The following is a 17,028-nucleotide window of genomic DNA, read 5'->3' on the forward strand; positions in this document are numbered from 1 at the left end:
CAATATCTTCTACTACATTTACTGATCAGTCTAACTGCATGATACAAAATAAATTTTTCTATTTTTCTTATAAAAAAATAAGCTTCAAATTAGAAATTTACCCTTCTTACTTGAAAATGAAAAAGCAATAATAATATCATTTCATAGATTATCAAAACGGCACATCATCATCCAATTGGTGTGAGAAATTCCCTTCCAAATAATTACTGTTCTGACTAAAATCCTCTTTGCGATCAAAACTACTATCACCAAAGTCACCACCGCCTAACGGACTTGTGTCTTGCATTCTCTCGCCACCATCCATAGCGCCACGGCCTTCAAGCATTTGTAATTCACCACGATATTTTTGTAAAACAATCTCTGTCGTATAACGATCATTACCATTTTGATCTTGCCATTTGCGTGTTTGCAATTGACCTTCAATATAAATTTTGTTGCCTTTTTTTAGATATTGCTCCGCAATCTTTACAAGGTTTTCATTAAAAATAACAATACTATGCCACTCAGTGCGTTCTTTACGTTCATTCGTATTACGGTCACGCCAGCTTTCCGAGGTGGCAATACGTAGATTTGCCACTTGATCACCAGAGTTCAAACGACGGATTTCAGGATCAGCACCAAGGTTACCAATCAAAATAACTTTATTAAGGCTACCAGCCATTATACAAACTCCAAAATTTTAAACCACTTTATATAGTAAAAGATGATAAAAACATATAACTATGTTCATTATAAAGGAAAAAAGCTGTGTTTTTACTCCTTTTTCCAAAAGAATTTACACTCTTCTTTCCCATTATAATAATGGAACACATTGTAATTTCAAAGAAAAGGTCTTATTTCACATAATAGTGTAAAATTTTTGTTCATACGCCAAGGATCAGCATGCCTCACCAAAAATATATTTCTATTCGCGGCGCACGTGAACATAATCTTAAAAACATCGATCTTGACCTCCCTCGTAATCAATTAATTATTATAACAGGACTTTCTGGCTCAGGTAAATCATCCTTAGCTTTTGATACAATTTACGCTGAGGGCCAACGTCGTTATGTTGAAAGCCTTTCTGCCTATGCACGCCAGTTTTTGGAAATGATGCAAAAGCCAGATGTTGATCAAATAGATGGTCTCTCCCCTGCTATCTCTATTGAACAAAAAACCACTAGCCGCAATCCTCGTTCAACAGTTGGTACTGTAACTGAAATTTACGATTATATGCGCCTTCTCTTTGCCCGTATCGGTATTCCTTATTCACCTGCTACAGGCCTTCCTATTGAAAATCAGACAATCAGCCAAATGGTTGACCAAATTATGGCCTTACCAGAGGGTACGCGGATTTTTATTATGGCGCCTTTAGTACGAGGAAGAAAAGGCGAATATAGAAAAGAGCTAGCAGAACTTTTAAGAAAAGGATTTCAACGTGCCAAAGTTGATGGCAAATTCTATGAAATTCCTGATATCCCTCCTCTTAACAAAAAATACAAACATGATATAGATGTAGTGGTAGACCGCCTTGTTGTGCGTCATGATATTACTTCTCGTTTGGCTGATAGTATAGAAACCTGTCTGCAGCTTGCAAATGGACTTGCGATTGCTGAAATGGCAGATCAACCTTTGACAATAAAGGAAACCTCAAAGGAATCTGCCAATAAATCAAAAAATGAAACACATAAACGACTCATTTTTTCAGAAAAATTCGCCTGCCCTATATCTGGCTTTTCTATTCCTGAAATTGAGCCACGTCTCTTTTCATTCAACAACCCTTTTGGTGCTTGTCCCACTTGTGATGGGCTTGGCATTCAAAAAGCAATCGATCCAGCAAAAATTGTACCCAATGAAAATCTTACTTTAAAATCTGGAGCTATTGCCCCTTGGTTTAAATCACCCTCACCTTACCACAACCAAATACTAAAAGCGTTAGGCAAAGCCTATGAATTTAAACTCACAGATAAATGGTGTGAACTTTCAGATGAAGCCAGGCGTGCTATTTTATATGGTACAAAAACAAAAGAAATCCCCCTTATCCATGAAGATGAAAGTTGCTCTAACACAACAACCCAATATTTTGAAGGCGTTATTCCAAATATGGAACGGCAATGGAAAGAAACTGATTCCGCTGGTTCATATAAAGAAATCGAATATTACATGTCTTCTTCACCTTGCCGAGCTTGTAATGGTTATCGGTTAAAACCAGAAGCACTCTGTGTTAAAATTCACGAAATGCACATTGGGCAAGTATCAGAACTCTCTATCCTAAAAGCAAATGATTGGTTTGCTAATATTGATCAATATCTTAATAAAAAACAACGTAGTATTGCAGCACGTATTTTAAAAGAAATCCGTAAACGTTTAGAATTTTTAAATCATGTGGGACTTGAATATCTTACCTTATCTCGAAATTCAGGAACACTTTCAGGTGGAGAAAGTCAACGTATTCGGCTAGCATCTCAAATTGGTTCTGGTCTCACAGGTGTGCTTTATGTCTTAGATGAACCATCTATTGGCTTACACCAACGCGATAATGGACTTCTTCTAAAAACGCTGTGCCATTTACGTGATCTTGGCAATACAGTTATCGTTGTTGAACATGATGAAGATGCCATTCTTACTGCAGATTATGTAGTGGATATTGGCCCTGCTGCAGGTGTTCATGGTGGAGAAGTTATTGCTCAAGGTACACCGCAGGAAATCATGAACAATCCATCCTCGCTTACAGGCCAATATCTTTCAGGAAAAATGGCAGTTACTATGCCTGCCAAGCGACGTAAAATATCAAAATCAAAAGTACTTAAAGTGATTGGTGCTCAAGGTAATAACCTTAAAAATATCAATGCCGACATCCCTCTTGGAACCTTCACTTGTGTAACTGGTGTTTCAGGTGGAGGAAAATCAACATTTCTCATTGAAACTCTGTTTAAAGCTGCATCGCGCCACATTATGGGAAGTCATCAAAATCCAGCACCCTATACCAAAATTGAAGGACTAGAATTACTTGATAAGGTCATTGATATTAATCAATCACCTATTGGGCGCACCCCACGCTCTAATCCAGCAACTTATACTGGTGCTTTTACTGCAATCCGCGATTGGTTTGCTGAACTTCCTGAATCAAAGGCTCGTGGTTATCAAGCAGGACGTTTTTCATTTAATGTCAAAGGGGGGCGTTGTGAAGCATGCCAAGGCGATGGTGTTATTAAAATTGAAATGCACTTTTTACCTGATATTTATGTTACATGTGATATATGCCAAGGAAAACGCTATAATAGAGAAACGCTAGAAGTAAAATTTAAAGGAAAATCCATTGCTGACGTACTTGATATGACAGTCGAAAAGGCTGAAAAATTTTTCCAAGCTGTTCCTGCTATTCACAACACAATGAAGACTCTTGTCAAAACTGGCCTTGGCTATATCAAAGTTGGGCAGCAAGCTACAACGCTTTCTGGTGGTGAAGCTCAGCGCGTAAAACTTGCCAAAGAACTTTCACGCAAAACAACAGGTCGCACACTCTATATTTTAGACGAACCAACAACTGGTTTACATTTCCATGATGTTGCAAAACTTCTTGAAGTTTTGCATGAACTCGTCGAGCAAGGCAATACAGTTGTAGTTATCGAGCATAATCTTGAAGTCATTAAGACAGCTGATTGGATTATTGATCTAGGACCAGAAGGTGGAGATGGTGGTGGTCAAATCGTTGCAATTGGTCGCCCTGAAGATATTATAAATATTCCTGAATCCTATACTGGAAAATTTCTAAAAGAGCTTTTGTTACGCCGACCTTTGCATAATTCAGACTCTTAAAATAAGTCGAAAATAATTTATGCACTTTATGCACCTAATGATATTGATGTACAAAATAAGGTTTGTAACTCATAATTGTACCGTTTTTATTCTTCACAAGCCATTTTATGCTATAATACAATAATATTTTACTTCATATGTTATGTTGGAATTGTTTGCCAAAAAAACACACAATTATATTATTTTTGATTTTTTCGTATAGAAACTATTTGTTGGCACATCTCGTGCTTGCCAATATAATGTATAGTAGCCTAAAAAGATAAAATAACGTTGGAGATCATTTCAACATGAAAAAAATTGAAGCTATTATAAAACCTTTTAAACTGGATGAAGTGAAAGAAGCACTTCAAAAAGTTGGCTTACAGGAGATTACTGTAACAGAAGCAAAAGGTTTTGGCAATCAAGAGGAGTATACAGAACTGTACCGTGGTGCTCAATATGTTGTTGATTTTCTACCTAAAGTAAAAATTGAAGTTGTTATTGCAGACGAAATTTTAGAACAAGCTATTGAAGCAATACGTAAAGCAGCTCAAACAAAACATAGCGGCGATGGAAAAATATTTGTTTCATCCATTGATGATGCTATTCGTATTCGTACTGGTGAATCTGGCATTGATGCTCTTTAACATTTACAAAAATTTTTAGTCCAATAAGGAAATTGCATATGACGACCGTATCAGACATACTTAAACAGATTGCAGATAATGACATACGCTTTGTTGATTTACGTTTCACTGACCCGTGGGGTAAATTACACCACGTCACAATAGATGTTACCGCAATCAGTGAAGATACATTTACTGATGGCGTCATGTTTGATGGCTCTTCAATTGCTGGATGGAAAACAATTAATGAATCTGACATGGTGTTGATGCCAAATCCAGAAACAGCTCATATGGATCCCTTTTTTGCTCAGTCTACTTTAGTCATACTTTGTGACGTACTCGATCCTGTTTCTGGAGAATTGTATAGTAGAGATCCGCGTTCTATCGCAAAAAGAGCAGAAGCTTACATGAAATCCTTAGGTATAGGTGATACAGTTAATATAGGCCCAGAAGCAGAATTTTTTATTTTTGACGACGTACGTTATAAAAATGACCCATACAATACAGGCTTTAAGGTTGATTCAAGTGAACTTCCATCAAATGATGACACTGAATATGAAATGGGTAATCTCGGGCACCGACCACGTATGAAATGTGGTTATTTTCCAGTTCCTCCTATTGACTCTTGTCAAGACATGCGTTCTGAAATGCTCACTGCACTAAAAGACATGGGCGTAAATGTTGAAAAACATCATCATGAAGTAGCTGCAGCTCAACACGAATTGGGTATTCAATACGATACATTAGTTCGAGAAGCTGATAAAATGCAAATTTTTAAATACGCTGTGCATCAAATTGCAAACAGTTATGGAAAAACAGCGACTTTCATGCCAAAACCAATTTTTGGTGATAATGGCTCAGGCATGCATGTTCACATATCAATTTGGAAAGATGGAAAACCAACCTTTGCAGGAAATGAATACGCCGGATTATCAGAAACCTGCTTATTTTTTATCGGTGGTATCATTAAACATGCAAAAGCAATCAACGCTTTTACAAACCCATCTACTAATTCTTATAAGCGTTTAGTTCCTGGGTTTGAAGCACCTGTTCTTCTTGCTTATTCTGCACGCAATCGTTCGGCATCTTGTCGTATTCCATTCAGTTCCTCACCAAATTCAAAACGCGTAGAAATCCGTTTCCCAGATCTAACAGCAAATCCATATCTAGCATTTTCAGCGCTCTTAATGGCTGGCCTTGACGGCATTAAAAATAAAATTCACCCTGGACAAGCTATGGATAAAGATCTTTATGATCTGCCCCCTAAAGAACTTAAAGACATCCCTACAGTTTCAGGTAGCTTGCGGGAAGCGCTTGAAGCTCTTGATAAAGATCGTAGCTTTCTTAAAGCAGGAGATGTTTTTGATGACGACCAAATCAATTCTTTCATTGAATTGAAAATGCAAGAAATCTTGCGTTATGAAATGACTCCGCATCCTATTGAATTCGATATGTATTATTCTGTTTAAAGAATAAGTCACATTGTTTAATCTAAAAATGGAGGTTTAACCTCCATTTGTTGTGATGTTTTTTTCTAAAGAGCATTACTACCCTTTTATTGAGATACTTTTCCTTTATAAAAGAGATTGAATCCTTTCGAATCAATAATTAGGGTCTCTAATGCTGCAGATTTATCGATCTTTTTTTATTCTTTTATGCCTTGCTTCTATTATATCAACAGTGCAAGCCAATGGAGTAACCGATGAAGAATTGATAAATCTACAAAAGGAAATTTCCATTTATAATAAAGCACTTAAAGAAATTGATTCAGATGCTATCTTAAATGCTATTCCCCCAAAAATTATTGAGAGTTTAGCTGTCAAAAAAAATCTCAATAAAGCACAATTTCAACAAATAATAAAAAGCCACATAGAACAGCTAGCGAAAAATTATAAAATCGAGAATATAAAAATCGACCAAACACAAAAACGTGAAGGAAAACTCGATAACGGCATTCCTTATTTTATTATGCCTTTAGAAATTGCAATTACGATAAATAGTGGAAAAAAGTCTTGTATTAAAAGTGAGATTATTGCCCTTCTCGAAAATAATCAGTGGTATTTTATTCGTGGCAATGACGACACAGCTTTAAACATAACCAATGAAGCTTTCCCTGGACTTGAAAAAATAAAAATTAATTCAACTAAAATTATAAAAATATCGTAATTGGAAATTTCATGTTCATGTATGAGCAGAAGAAGGTTCCACTTACGCGCAGGCAGTAATGATTGCAGCTGCTGCATTAAACTCACTCTTTTTGTAAGCTCGCCGCATCATCGCTTCCTTATCAACACCCCATTGTTTCTTCGTCCAGTTCTCATCTAAATGAGCAATATCCCAAGCATTATCCAAATTAATTTTCTTTTCAGCTACAGCAAAAGCAATAAGGGCAGAGCCCGTTAAAGTAGTCATTGCATGAAGTGCAGCAAGTATATAAGGGGATTCTATCTTGCGTAAATAATTACTCACCGCTTGAATAGCTTCCCATGGTTGTTCAATATGCATAACTCCTGCTGCTATATTAAAACGTGCACCAAGTTTTTCCTCTACCCAATCAAGTAAAAAATCCCATTGCTCACATTGTTGTTCTACAAGTTCTTTTGGTGTTTGTGCACGATAAAAAATCATATCACACGCAACAAAACGCAATAAATCTTCAAAAATAATTTGCATATTATCGGCTATACCATCAACAACAGTGTTAACAAGACGCGTAATTGGCATTTTTCCGGGATCAATGCTCTCTTCTTGCACAGTAAATTCCTGTGCTACTAATGCAGCAAGTGCTTCTGTTGACATGAGAAGACAGCGTCTCGCAGGTGTCTTTACTGGGGTTCCATCTAATAATATGGAAAAACCTCCCTCTTCATGCGCAATACTTACTTCCTTATAAAATCGCTTAGGTAGTGGCTGACATGAAAGCTTTTGTACTTTGTAAACAGGATTATCGTCGTCTAACGGCATATTAAAATCATCTAAAATTTTACGCATATTGTTCTACTTCTAATATGTTCAATTAATCCACTGAATTTCTAGAATAGAATCCACACACTTCTCGTACATCAGATACCATGTGAAAAGCTTAGGAAAGACCAATTGTACTTATAGTTAGCTGATTTCACTATTGATATCCAAGATTGAATTTTTAGCGTAGCATTCTTTCACTTTCATACCAATCTCTCCATGAGACTCAAACAAAATTATAAAGGGGTGATTAAGAAGGTAATCATTAACCGTTTGCATTACCAATAAAACAATTAAATAATAAAACTGATATACCTAATTGAAAATACAGCGTAATTTTCCAACCACCACACCAAGAAAAGGTAGGATATCTAGCTTATATGAATTAAATTTGCTAAAATTTTCATTCTTAAACAAAGTAAACTTTAAATATTGTTTTATTACAGATTAAAAACAATACCCACTTATAAACTCAAACTATTTCTTACATTTCATTACTGACAGTTTAAGGCATAAAGTTGCTATCGTTTTTTACTAAATAAAACTCTAGTGATATTTCGACCCATTCATAATTTGGCAGTTTATAACCAAATTTTTCAAATGCCTTTTTATAATAATAAGTAATTAAACACTGCTAATAAACTGTGTTACTACAATTATAAAATTAAGCTGAAGTTTTTTATTACTCTGTATCACCATCATTTTCATTAAAAGCCAAAAGATTAAAACTTTGTACCATATGGGGTGGTAAAGGAGCTATAATATCCAATATGCCACCTGAAGGATGAGGAATACGAATACGGCGCGCATGAAGATGAAGACGATTTTGAATGCCGCCAGGTAATTCCCAATTATTATCAGAAAAAAAATACTTTGAATCACCAATAATTGGATGGTCCATATAAGCTGCGTGAACACGTAGTTGATGTGTTCTGCCAGTATAAGGCTCCATTTCTAACCAAGACAGAGCCCGCCCTCGTGTATCTAGAACACGATAGTAAGAAACCGCGTGATTAGAATCTGGTTCCCCATGTTCACAAACACGCATTTTATCGCCTTGTGCAGTCGTTTCCTTTACCATCCATGTTGAAATTTTATCTTGCTTTTTTCTAGGCACTCCCCGTACCAATGCCCAATAAGTTTTTTTCGTTTCTCGTGCTCGAAAAGCGGCAGTCAAAGCTTGTGCAGCCCCTCTTGATCGAGCAATAATAAGTACACCTGATGTCTCACGATCAAGACGATGAACTAACCGTGGTTTTTCCCCTTTTTTATTACGCCATACTTCAAGCATACCATCAATATGGCACGTTAAACCAGAGCCACCTTGTACAGCCAAACCTGCAGGTTTGTTTAATACAAAGATTTTTGGATCTTTATAAAGAAGCATTTTTTCTAAAATGGCCAATTTGGCTTGATCATGAATAGTTTTATCCGTTACAGAAAGATTTTTCTTATTATCAACAGATAAAAACGGCACACGAATAGACTGCCCTACAATAAGACGTATATCAGTTTTAACACGCCTGCCATCAACGCGTATCTGACCAGAACGCAGCAGTTTTTGTAGATACCCAAACGCAAGCCCTGGATAATGCACCTTAAACCAACGATCTAAGCGCATTCCGCTTTCACCTTCCTCAACCTTTTTGATTTCTACACCCACTGTGACCCTCTTGCTATACAATTTCTTTGTTTACCAATTGTATTTTCTCGTCTTTATAAACGCAAAAACTACATCCTTTTAAAATTAGACTTTATCACATTGCATTACAATCAGTATCCAAAATTGCATTTCCTTTCTGTATAAATTTCATTACTTCAAAGAAAACAACTACATAAAGAACTAGTAATCCTAATTTTGTGACTGTAATAGCTGTTGGAGATAACCATCCCGTGCTTTTATTAAAAACATACGCGCGTGTTCTTTCTTATTTAGATAGAGAAAAAAGCGCATTTTTTTTAATCTGTGCTGCTAATGTTATACTAGCTATCATTACGATAGCAGAACCTATCTTGTTTGGTCACGTCATTGATGCAATTGCAGACAAATCAGGTATCATTTTTAACCTCACACTCTGGGTGTGCTTTGGTGTTTTTAATATTATTGCTTATATCCTTGTAGCTCGTGGCGCGGATCGCTTAGTGCACAGACGACGTTTAAGTGTTTTAACAGAATCTTTTGAGCGTATCATTACCATGCCATTAATTTGGCATCAACAACGTGGAACTTCTAATGCCCTTCATACGCTATTGCGCGCTACAGATTCCATGTCAGCTATATGGCTTGATTTTATGCGCCAACACCTTTCTACTTTTGTCGCATTATTTGTTCTAGTGCCCATAGCTTTTAATATGAACTGGCGCCTTTCAATAGTCTTAGTGGTTCTTGCCATTATCTATGTATTAATTGCACGCTTAGTAATGCAAAAAACAAAAGACGGACAAGCCGCTGTAGAACGTTATCATCATAGTGTTTTTAAACATATCAGTGATTCAATTTCTAACGTTTCAATTGTACAAAGCTATAACCGAATAGCAGAAGAAACATCAGAGCTTCATCAATACACCAGTGATCTTCTTAAAGCACAAAACCCTGTTCTAAACTGGTGGGCACTTGCCAGTGGTTTAAATAGAATGGCTTCAACCATTTCAATAGTGTGTGTATTTCTTCTTGGTGCTTTTTTTGTGACAAAAGGTCAACTAAGTGTAGGTGAAGTCGTCTCTTTCGTCGGATTTGCTCAATTAATGATTGGTCGTCTTGATCAAATTAGCGGTTTTATTAATTTAGCTGTATCCTCACAAGCAAAATTACAAGAATTCTTTGAAATGGAAGACTCAACTTTTAATATGAAAGAACCCGATAATCTTCCTTCTCTCCAAAATGTTAAAGGTGCGATTCAATTTCATCACGTGACTTATGCATTTCCAAATTCTTCTCAAGGTGTTTTTGACATTTCATTCGAAGTCAAAACAGGACAAACTGTCGCCATTGTAGGACCAACAGGTGCTGGAAAAACAACACTAATCAATTTGTTACAACGCGTATACGACCCTACAGTTGGACATATCAAAATTGATGGAATAGATATACGCTCCATTAACCGTGAATCTTTACGCAAAGCTCTTGCAACAGTATTTCAAGATGCTGGCCTTTTCAACCGTAGCATTCGTGATAACATTGCAATAGGTAGAACGACTGCAACAGATAAAGAACTTTATAAAGCTGCAAAAACAGCTGCTGCTCATGACTTTATTTTGAATAAAAATGATCAGTATGATACATTAATTGGCGAACGGGGCTCCCAATTATCAGGTGGAGAAAGGCAACGATTAGCAATTGCACGTGCTGTTTTAAAAAATGCACCTATTCTCATTTTAGATGAAGCAACCAGCGCTCTTGATATTGAAACAGAAGCACGCGTTAAAGACGCTATCGATTATGTAAGCCAAAATCGTACAACTTTTATTATAGCGCATCGTCTTTCAACAATCCGCAATGCTGATCTCATACTTTTTCTAGATCATGGTCGCTTAATTGAAAAAGGTAGTTTTCAAGAATTGACTAAAAAAGGTGGACGTTTTTATAAACTATTAAAAGCCGGCGGGTTAACAAACGATCAACCAATGATAAAAGTAGAAGGTGAAAATGTAATTCCTCTACATGAATCTATTGCATCGTAAAATCAGTTATTTTTCTATATCTTCAAACGCCAACTTTATCTAAAGTACAGTTTTCTAGCTTCTTACAAGACCTAAGTTTAAGTAACACGAAGATAAATTACAAGTTTTCAAGAAAAACTTCTAATGCTGCAATAGCATCATAAGCTTTATCCCCTTGCGGGCCACCGGCTTGCGCCATATCAGGGCGCCCACCACCACCTTTACCACCAAGAGTATCTGATACAATACGTACTAAATCAACAGCACTCAGTCTATCAACCAAATCATCAGTTACACCCACAACAACACTTCCCTTGCCATTTTCTGAAATACCGATGAAAGCTACAACACCAGATCCAATCTGCTTTTTTCCAGAATCCACTAATGTCTTAAGATCTTTTGGTGAAATATTTTGAATGACACGCCCCATAAAAGAAATGCCATTAATAATTTTTATATCTGCTTTATTATCTTTTGTAGCTCCATCATTAAAAGCAATTTTCGTACGTAAATTACTTAATTCTTTTCCAATCCTACGATAATCATCTAGTAAACCTTGAATATTTTTGCTTAGATTAAAAACAGAGGGCATTTTTAAAAGAGCAGCAATGTCATAAAGTTGCTTATATTGGTTACGGAAGTAAAGACGCGCAGCAGTGCCCGTTAATGCTTCAATACGGCGAACTCCAGCCGCTACAGAACTTACAGAAACAATATGAATCAAGCCAATTTCACCTGTTCTGTGCACATGCGTGCCCCCACAAAGCTCAATTGACCAATAGTCTTTTTCCCCTATCTCTTCATGCCTTTTTCCCATAGAAACAACACGAACTTCATCACTATATTTTTCACCAAATAATGCTATTGCCCCTTCAGAAATTGCATCATCCACTGTCATCAGACGTGTTATTACTTCGCTATTTTGCAACACAATTTCATTGGCTAAATCTTCTATTTTTTTCAAATCTTTTAATAAAATTTGTCCTGAATGAGAAAAATCAAAACGTAACCGATCGGGTGATACAAAAGAACCCTTCTGTACAACATGATCCCCCAATGTTTGACGCAAAGCCTTATGTAATATATGGGTAGCAGAATGGTTTGCACGAATTTTTCTACGACGAACACAATCAACTGCTAATTCCACACAATCATGTGTTTTTGCTTGACCACTTTTAACCTCACCAATATGAACAAAAACGCCTTTAGCCTTTTTCTGGGTATCATGTACTTCAAAAATAAAATTCTCACCAGAAATTATACCGCTATCCCCAATTTGCCCACCAGATTCGCCATAAAAAGGTGTCTGATTAACGACAAGCATAGCTTTTTGCCCTGAAGAAACTTTATCAACAATCTCACCGTCACAGATAAGGGCAGTAATAACACCTTCTGCTTTTTCTGTTTCATAACCCAAAAACTCTGTAGTACCTACTTGATCACGAACAGAAAACCAAACCGTTTCCGTTACAGACTCACCAGAACCAGACCAATTAGCACGAGCCTCCGCTTTTTGGTGTTCCATCGCTTTGTTAAAAGCGTTAACATCAACAGATATTCCACGGTGCCGAAGAGCATCTTGCGTCAAATCAAGTGGAAAACCATATGTATCGTAAAGTTTAAAAGCAACTTCACCATTAAAACAATCACCTTCTTTAAGATGAACACTTTCTTCATTCAACAAACGAAGACCCCGTTCAAGAGTTTTTCTAAAACGCGTTTCTTCCAACTTTAAAATTTCTGAAATTAAAGATTCGGCACGCACTAATTCAGGATAGGCTTGCCCCATTTCGCGTATCAAAGCAGGCACAAGACGCCACATCAATAATTCTTTTGCATCAAGAAAATGAGCATAACGCATAGCACGACGCATAATACGACGTAGAACATATCCCCGACCTTCATTAGAAGGCAGAACACCATCTGCAATCAAAAATGCAGAGGAACGTAGATGATCAGCAATAACACGATGACTAACAACAAAGTCACCAGTCGCCTCAACTCCTGTTATCCTTTGTGACTCACGAATTAATGCAGAAAAAAGATCAATATCATAATTATCGTGCACACCTTGCAAAACAGCAGCGATACGTTCTAATCCCATCCCCGTATCAATAGAAGGATGAGGCAATTCAATTCTCTTGTCTTTACTCACCTGCTCATACTGCATGAAGACTAGATTCCAAATTTCAACAAAGCGATCGCCATCTTCATCAGCACTTCCAGGAGGTCCCCCAAAAATTTTATCGCCATGATCATAAAAAATCTCTGAACATGGACCACAAGGTCCTGTATCCCCCATCATCCAAAAATTATCATTTGTTGCAATCCGAATAATTTTTTCGTCTGGAAGACCTGAAATTTTACGCCATAACTGAGCAGCTACATCATCACTATGATAAACTGTAACCAACAACTTATCTTTCGAAAGACAAAATTCCTTTGTTAGAAGGTTCCATGCAAAAAAAATTGCTTCTTCCTTGAAGTAATCGCTAAAAGAAAAATTACCAAGCATTTCAAAAAAAGTATGATGACGTGCAGTATAACCAACATTATCAAGATCATTATGCTTTCCACCCGCACGTACACACTTTTGTGCGGTTGTTGCCCGGCTACAGGAAAGCTGCTCAAGTCCAGTAAAAACATTTTTAAACTGCACCATTCCTGCATTTGTAAACATTAATGTGGGATCATTGCGTGGAACAAGTGGGCTAGAAGAAAGAACTTTATGTCCATTACGATGAAAATAATCCAGAAATGTTGACCGGATCTTATTAACGCTATTCATATTTACACCCGCACAATACAGCACAAAACTGCAAAGATAAAACCCATTTTAATTAAATACTCTCCTTATCGCTTTTAGAGTAACTTAATTAAAATAGAAATATTTTTTCATAAAAATTTGAAAATAAAAGATTTTACACTCAAAAAATCTAACAAACAAAAACAGAAAGAACTAAATTGCAATTAATGATCATTTATCAAATTGATTCTTCGCTTTCTGTATTTTCTAATCCTGCATTTTCTAATAATTCAATTGCAAGCAAACCAGCATTTTGACGTAAAGCCGATTCAATCTCTGTTGCTATTTCTGCATTCTCGTGTAAAAATTGCTTTGCGTTCTCACGCCCCTGCCCTAAACGTTGAGAATTATAAGAGAACCATGAACCAGATTTCTCTACAATACCAGCTTTAACACCCAAATCAATCAATTCCCCCACTTTGGAAATACCTTCACCATAGATAATGTCAAATTCCACCTGTTTAAATGGAGGAGCTAATTTATTTTTCACCACTTTAACACGCGTTTGATTACCAATTACCATATCCCGGTCTTTAATAGCACCAACACGACGAATATCTAAACGGACAGAAGCATAAAACTTTAAAGCATTCCCACCTGTTGTCGTTTCAGGAGAACCAAACATTACACCAATTTTCATGCGAATCTGATTGATGAAAATAACCATACAGTTAGAGCGAAAAATTGATGCCGTTAATTTACGCAAAGCTTTACTCATTAATCGAGCTTGCAACCCAGGAACAGAATCATTCATTTCACCATCAATTTCCGCACGTGGTGTTAAAGCTGCTACTGAATCAACAACAAGTACGTCAATCGCACCAGAACGAACTAGCGTTTCTGCAATTTCCAAAGCCTGTTCACCGGTATCTGGTTGAGAAATGAGCAGATCTTCTAATTTAACACCAAGTTTACGTGCATAAATAGGATCAAGAGCATGTTCTGCATCAACAAAAGCACAAACTCCACCACTTTTCTGAGCTTCAGCAATAGCATGAAGAGCCAGCGTCGTTTTTCCGGAGCTTTCTGGCCCATAAATCTCAATAATACGCCCTTTTGGTAATCCACCTACACCCAAAGCAATATCTAAGGATAATGAGCCAGTGGGAATTGTTTCAATTTCAACAACCTGCTCCTTTTGCCCAAGACGCATAATTGAGCCTTTACCGAAAGAACGTTCGATTTGTGATAGAGCAGAATCTAGAGCTTTTGTTTTATCCACAATCATATCCTTAGTAAGTCAGAATAATTTTTTATACAATATATACTGCTCTATTAACTTAATTAAAGTCTGGAGTTTAGATTTTCACAGACTATTTCATCTCTATCTTCGTTGCACCAACAATTTTTAATCAATGTTGTAAAAAATTATACTTTTTTGCTAACACAAAGCATATTTCAAAAAAAATGCATCGAAAAATAGCAGCTTATTATATTAAGTTTATATCGTTAATCTATCTCATCCATAAAGAAAACGCCCCAATTTTTAAGACAATGTTTTGGGCACACACTTTTACAATATAATAAATGAAGCAACTGAGCACACGGACCCATAATTACCAATTTACCGCAAATGGCCCAAAGCTAATATTGATCAAAATCACCATAATATTTGAGAAATAACTTGAAGCACACCAATCAGCTAATCATTAAACACACTAACAACCATACCAATTACAGTTTCCATAAAATTTTCAAAACTTAGTTGTCATCTAGGTTTGAATTTTCCCTTACTCAAAAAGAGAAATTTTTTAATATGTAAGGAATGTCAAATTTTCGCACATGATTTAGCTTATTAATAAAGCTACAATAAGTTGTGGTTGAATTGAAATCTATTATAGAAAAAACAGAAAATGATTTAGTCGCAATCTTGTTTTTGACTACCCCGTTTTTGTCGTAACTTTTTCCACCATTCAAGACGTTTCACAATTTCACGCTCAAAACCACGCTCTTGTGGTTGATAATAAATTTGACGTCCAAGTTTTTCAGGAAAATACTCCTGCCCTGAAAAAGCATCTGGCTCAGAATGGTCATAACGATAGCCTTCCCCATATCCATTTTCCTTCATAAGTTTTGTAGGAGCATTAAGGATATGCTTAGGAGGAGGTAAAGAACCATTTTTACGCGCACAATGCATTGCTGCTTTATAAGCAAGATAAACTGCATTCGACTTTGGTGCCGTAGCAATATAAAGACATGCTTGCGCCAAAGCCAATTCACCCTCAGGCGACCCTAAATAATTATAAGCATCCTTTGCTGCATTACAGATTACAAGAGCCTGCGGATCTGCCAAACCAATATCTTCAACAGCTATACGTACCAATCTGCGTCCAATATATAGAGGATCTTCACCCGCATCAAACATACGTGCAAGATAATAAAGAGCAGCATCAGGATCAGATCCACGAACTGATTTATGTAATGCTGAAATAAGATTATAGTGACTATCCTGACCTTTATCATAAATCGGAGCTCTACGCTGAATGATTTCTTGTAAAACTTTAGCATTGAAGATTTCTTCTGGGCGTGCAGCACGCCAAATTTCCTCTGCTAGTGTTAGTGCCGCTCGTGCATCACCATCAGACATCCTTATCAAGAGGTCTCTAGCGTGATCATCCAAAGGTAAAGATTTGCCCTCCACTTCCTCAGCGCGCTTTAAAAGCATATTCAAACTTTTACTATCATGTAAACGAAACGTCAAAACACGTGCACGTGAAAGAAGGGCGCTATTAAGTTCAAATGAAGGGTTTTCAGTTGTTGCCCCTACAAGAACCACTGTACCATCTTCCATAAAAGGAAGAAAAACATCCTGCTGAGCACGATTAAATCGATGAATTTCATCAACAAACAAAAGTGTCCGACATCCAGATATAAAACGAGCTTGAGCTACTTCAAAAATTTTCTTTAGCTCTGTAACACCAGTACAAATAGCAGAAACTTGCTCAAAAGCGAAATTCGTCTCTAATGCCAATAAACGTGCAATTGTTGTTTTACCTGTTCCTGGAGGTCCCCAAAAAATCATCGAACCAAACGAACCACTTTCTATCATACGTGAAAGAAAGCCTTCCGTTCCAATCAAATGATCTTGCCCAACAACCTCACTCAAAGAACGAGGACGCATTCTTTCAGCAAGTGGACGATTTGCGCTGACATGAGAATCAAAAGATGAAGTAAAAAAATCTTTATTCAAAGTGC

At 36.7% G+C, this 17,028-nt stretch carries 11 protein-coding genes; 5 read left to right on the forward strand and 6 right to left on the reverse strand.

Annotated elements, in window-relative coordinates:
• Nucleotides 1–151 precede the first annotated feature (151 nt).
• A complete protein-coding gene (ssb, locus tag BscR1v2_RS04275; protein ID WP_078689868.1) occupies nt 152–661 on the reverse strand; it encodes a single-stranded DNA-binding protein in 510 nt (169 codons plus the stop codon).
• 221 nt (nt 662–882) lie between these two features.
• Between ssb and uvrA the strand changes: the two genes are divergently transcribed.
• The 4 genes from uvrA (at nt 883) to BscR1v2_RS04295 (ending at nt 6,569) form a co-directional block, all read left to right on the forward strand.
• On the forward strand, nt 883–3,798 hold the full coding sequence (uvrA, locus tag BscR1v2_RS04280; protein WP_078689870.1) for an excinuclease ABC subunit UvrA: 2,916 nt from the start codon (nt 883–885) through the stop codon (nt 3,796–3,798).
• Between the two features lie 287 nt (nt 3,799–4,085).
• Nucleotides 4,086–4,424, forward strand: coding sequence for a P-II family nitrogen regulator (locus tag BscR1v2_RS04285; RefSeq protein ID WP_010703855.1), 339 nt, complete (start codon nt 4,086–4,088; stop codon nt 4,422–4,424).
• A gap of 38 nt (nt 4,425–4,462) precedes the next feature.
• Nucleotides 4,463–5,872 carry a type I glutamate--ammonia ligase gene (glnA, locus tag BscR1v2_RS04290; protein ID WP_078689872.1) on the forward strand — a complete coding sequence of 470 codons (1,410 nt, stop codon included), beginning with the start codon at nt 4,463–4,465 and terminating at the stop codon, nt 5,870–5,872.
• A gap of 151 nt (nt 5,873–6,023) precedes the next feature.
• On the forward strand, nt 6,024–6,569 hold the full coding sequence (locus BscR1v2_RS04295; RefSeq protein WP_078689874.1) for a hypothetical protein: 546 nt from the start codon (nt 6,024–6,026) through the stop codon (nt 6,567–6,569).
• Nucleotides 6,570–6,611: 42 nt separating this feature from the next.
• On the opposite strand, the gene BscR1v2_RS04300 is transcribed toward BscR1v2_RS04295, so the two are convergent.
• Together BscR1v2_RS04300 and BscR1v2_RS04305 are read right to left on the reverse strand one after the other, a co-directional pair.
• The gene (locus tag BscR1v2_RS04300; RefSeq protein WP_078689876.1) at nt 6,612–7,394 is read right to left on the reverse strand and encodes an ATP12 family chaperone protein; all 783 of its coding nucleotides are present in this window, start codon (nt 7,392–7,394) and stop codon (nt 6,612–6,614) included.
• A 655-nt stretch (nt 7,395–8,049) separates the two neighbouring features.
• On the reverse strand, nt 8,050–8,988 hold the full coding sequence (locus BscR1v2_RS04305) for an RluA family pseudouridine synthase (protein WP_078690321.1): 939 nt from the start codon (nt 8,986–8,988) through the stop codon (nt 8,050–8,052).
• Nucleotides 8,989–9,260: 272 nt separating this feature from the next.
• On the opposite strand from BscR1v2_RS04305, the gene BscR1v2_RS04310 reads away from it, so the two are divergent.
• A complete protein-coding gene (locus BscR1v2_RS04310) occupies nt 9,261–11,048 on the forward strand; it encodes a glucan ABC transporter ATP-binding protein/ permease (protein WP_078690322.1) in 1,788 nt (595 codons plus the stop codon).
• A gap of 97 nt (nt 11,049–11,145) precedes the next feature.
• Here the strand turns inward: BscR1v2_RS04310 and alaS are convergent, their stop codons facing one another.
• From alaS to BscR1v2_RS04325, 3 genes are all read right to left on the reverse strand, one after another.
• The gene (gene alaS, locus BscR1v2_RS04315; protein ID WP_078689877.1) at nt 11,146–13,815 is read right to left on the reverse strand and encodes an alanine--tRNA ligase; all 2,670 of its coding nucleotides are present in this window, start codon (nt 13,813–13,815) and stop codon (nt 11,146–11,148) included.
• A gap of 196 nt (nt 13,816–14,011) precedes the next feature.
• Nucleotides 14,012–15,055: a recombinase RecA gene (gene recA, locus BscR1v2_RS04320; RefSeq protein ID WP_078690323.1), complete on the reverse strand. Its 1,044-nt coding sequence runs from the start codon at nt 15,053–15,055 to the stop codon at nt 14,012–14,014.
• Between the two features lie 636 nt (nt 15,056–15,691).
• Nucleotides 15,692–17,023: a replication-associated recombination protein A gene (locus BscR1v2_RS04325; RefSeq protein ID WP_078689880.1), complete on the reverse strand. Its 1,332-nt coding sequence runs from the start codon at nt 17,021–17,023 to the stop codon at nt 15,692–15,694.
• Between the last annotated feature and the right edge of the window lie 5 nt (nt 17,024–17,028).

It is taken from the genome of Bartonella schoenbuchensis R1 (assembly GCF_002022685.1).
GTDB classification, from domain to species: domain Bacteria; phylum Pseudomonadota; class Alphaproteobacteria; order Rhizobiales; family Rhizobiaceae; genus Bartonella; species Bartonella schoenbuchensis.

Excerpts from the sequence above, each read along its gene's own strand:
- uvrA (WP_078689870.1), top strand. The coding sequence starts at position 883 with ATGCCTCACCAAAAATATATTTCTATTCGCGGCGCACGTGAACATAAT.
- ssb (WP_078689868.1), bottom strand. The coding sequence starts at position 661 with ATGGCTGGTAGCCTTAATAAAGTTATTTTGATTGGTAACCTTGGTGCT.
- BscR1v2_RS04285 (WP_010703855.1), top strand. The coding sequence starts at position 4,086 with ATGAAAAAAATTGAAGCTATTATAAAACCTTTTAAACTGGATGAAGTG.
- BscR1v2_RS04305 (WP_078690321.1), bottom strand. The coding sequence starts at position 8,988 with ATGCGCTTAGATCGTTGGTTTAAGGTGCATTATCCAGGGCTTGCGTTT.
- alaS (WP_078689877.1), bottom strand. The coding sequence starts at position 13,815 with ATGAATAGCGTTAATAAGATCCGGTCAACATTTCTGGATTATTTTCAT.
- BscR1v2_RS04300 (WP_078689876.1), bottom strand. The coding sequence starts at position 7,394 with ATGCGTAAAATTTTAGATGATTTTAATATGCCGTTAGACGACGATAAT.
- glnA (WP_078689872.1), top strand. The coding sequence starts at position 4,463 with ATGACGACCGTATCAGACATACTTAAACAGATTGCAGATAATGACATA.
- BscR1v2_RS04295 (WP_078689874.1), top strand. The coding sequence starts at position 6,024 with ATGCTGCAGATTTATCGATCTTTTTTTATTCTTTTATGCCTTGCTTCT.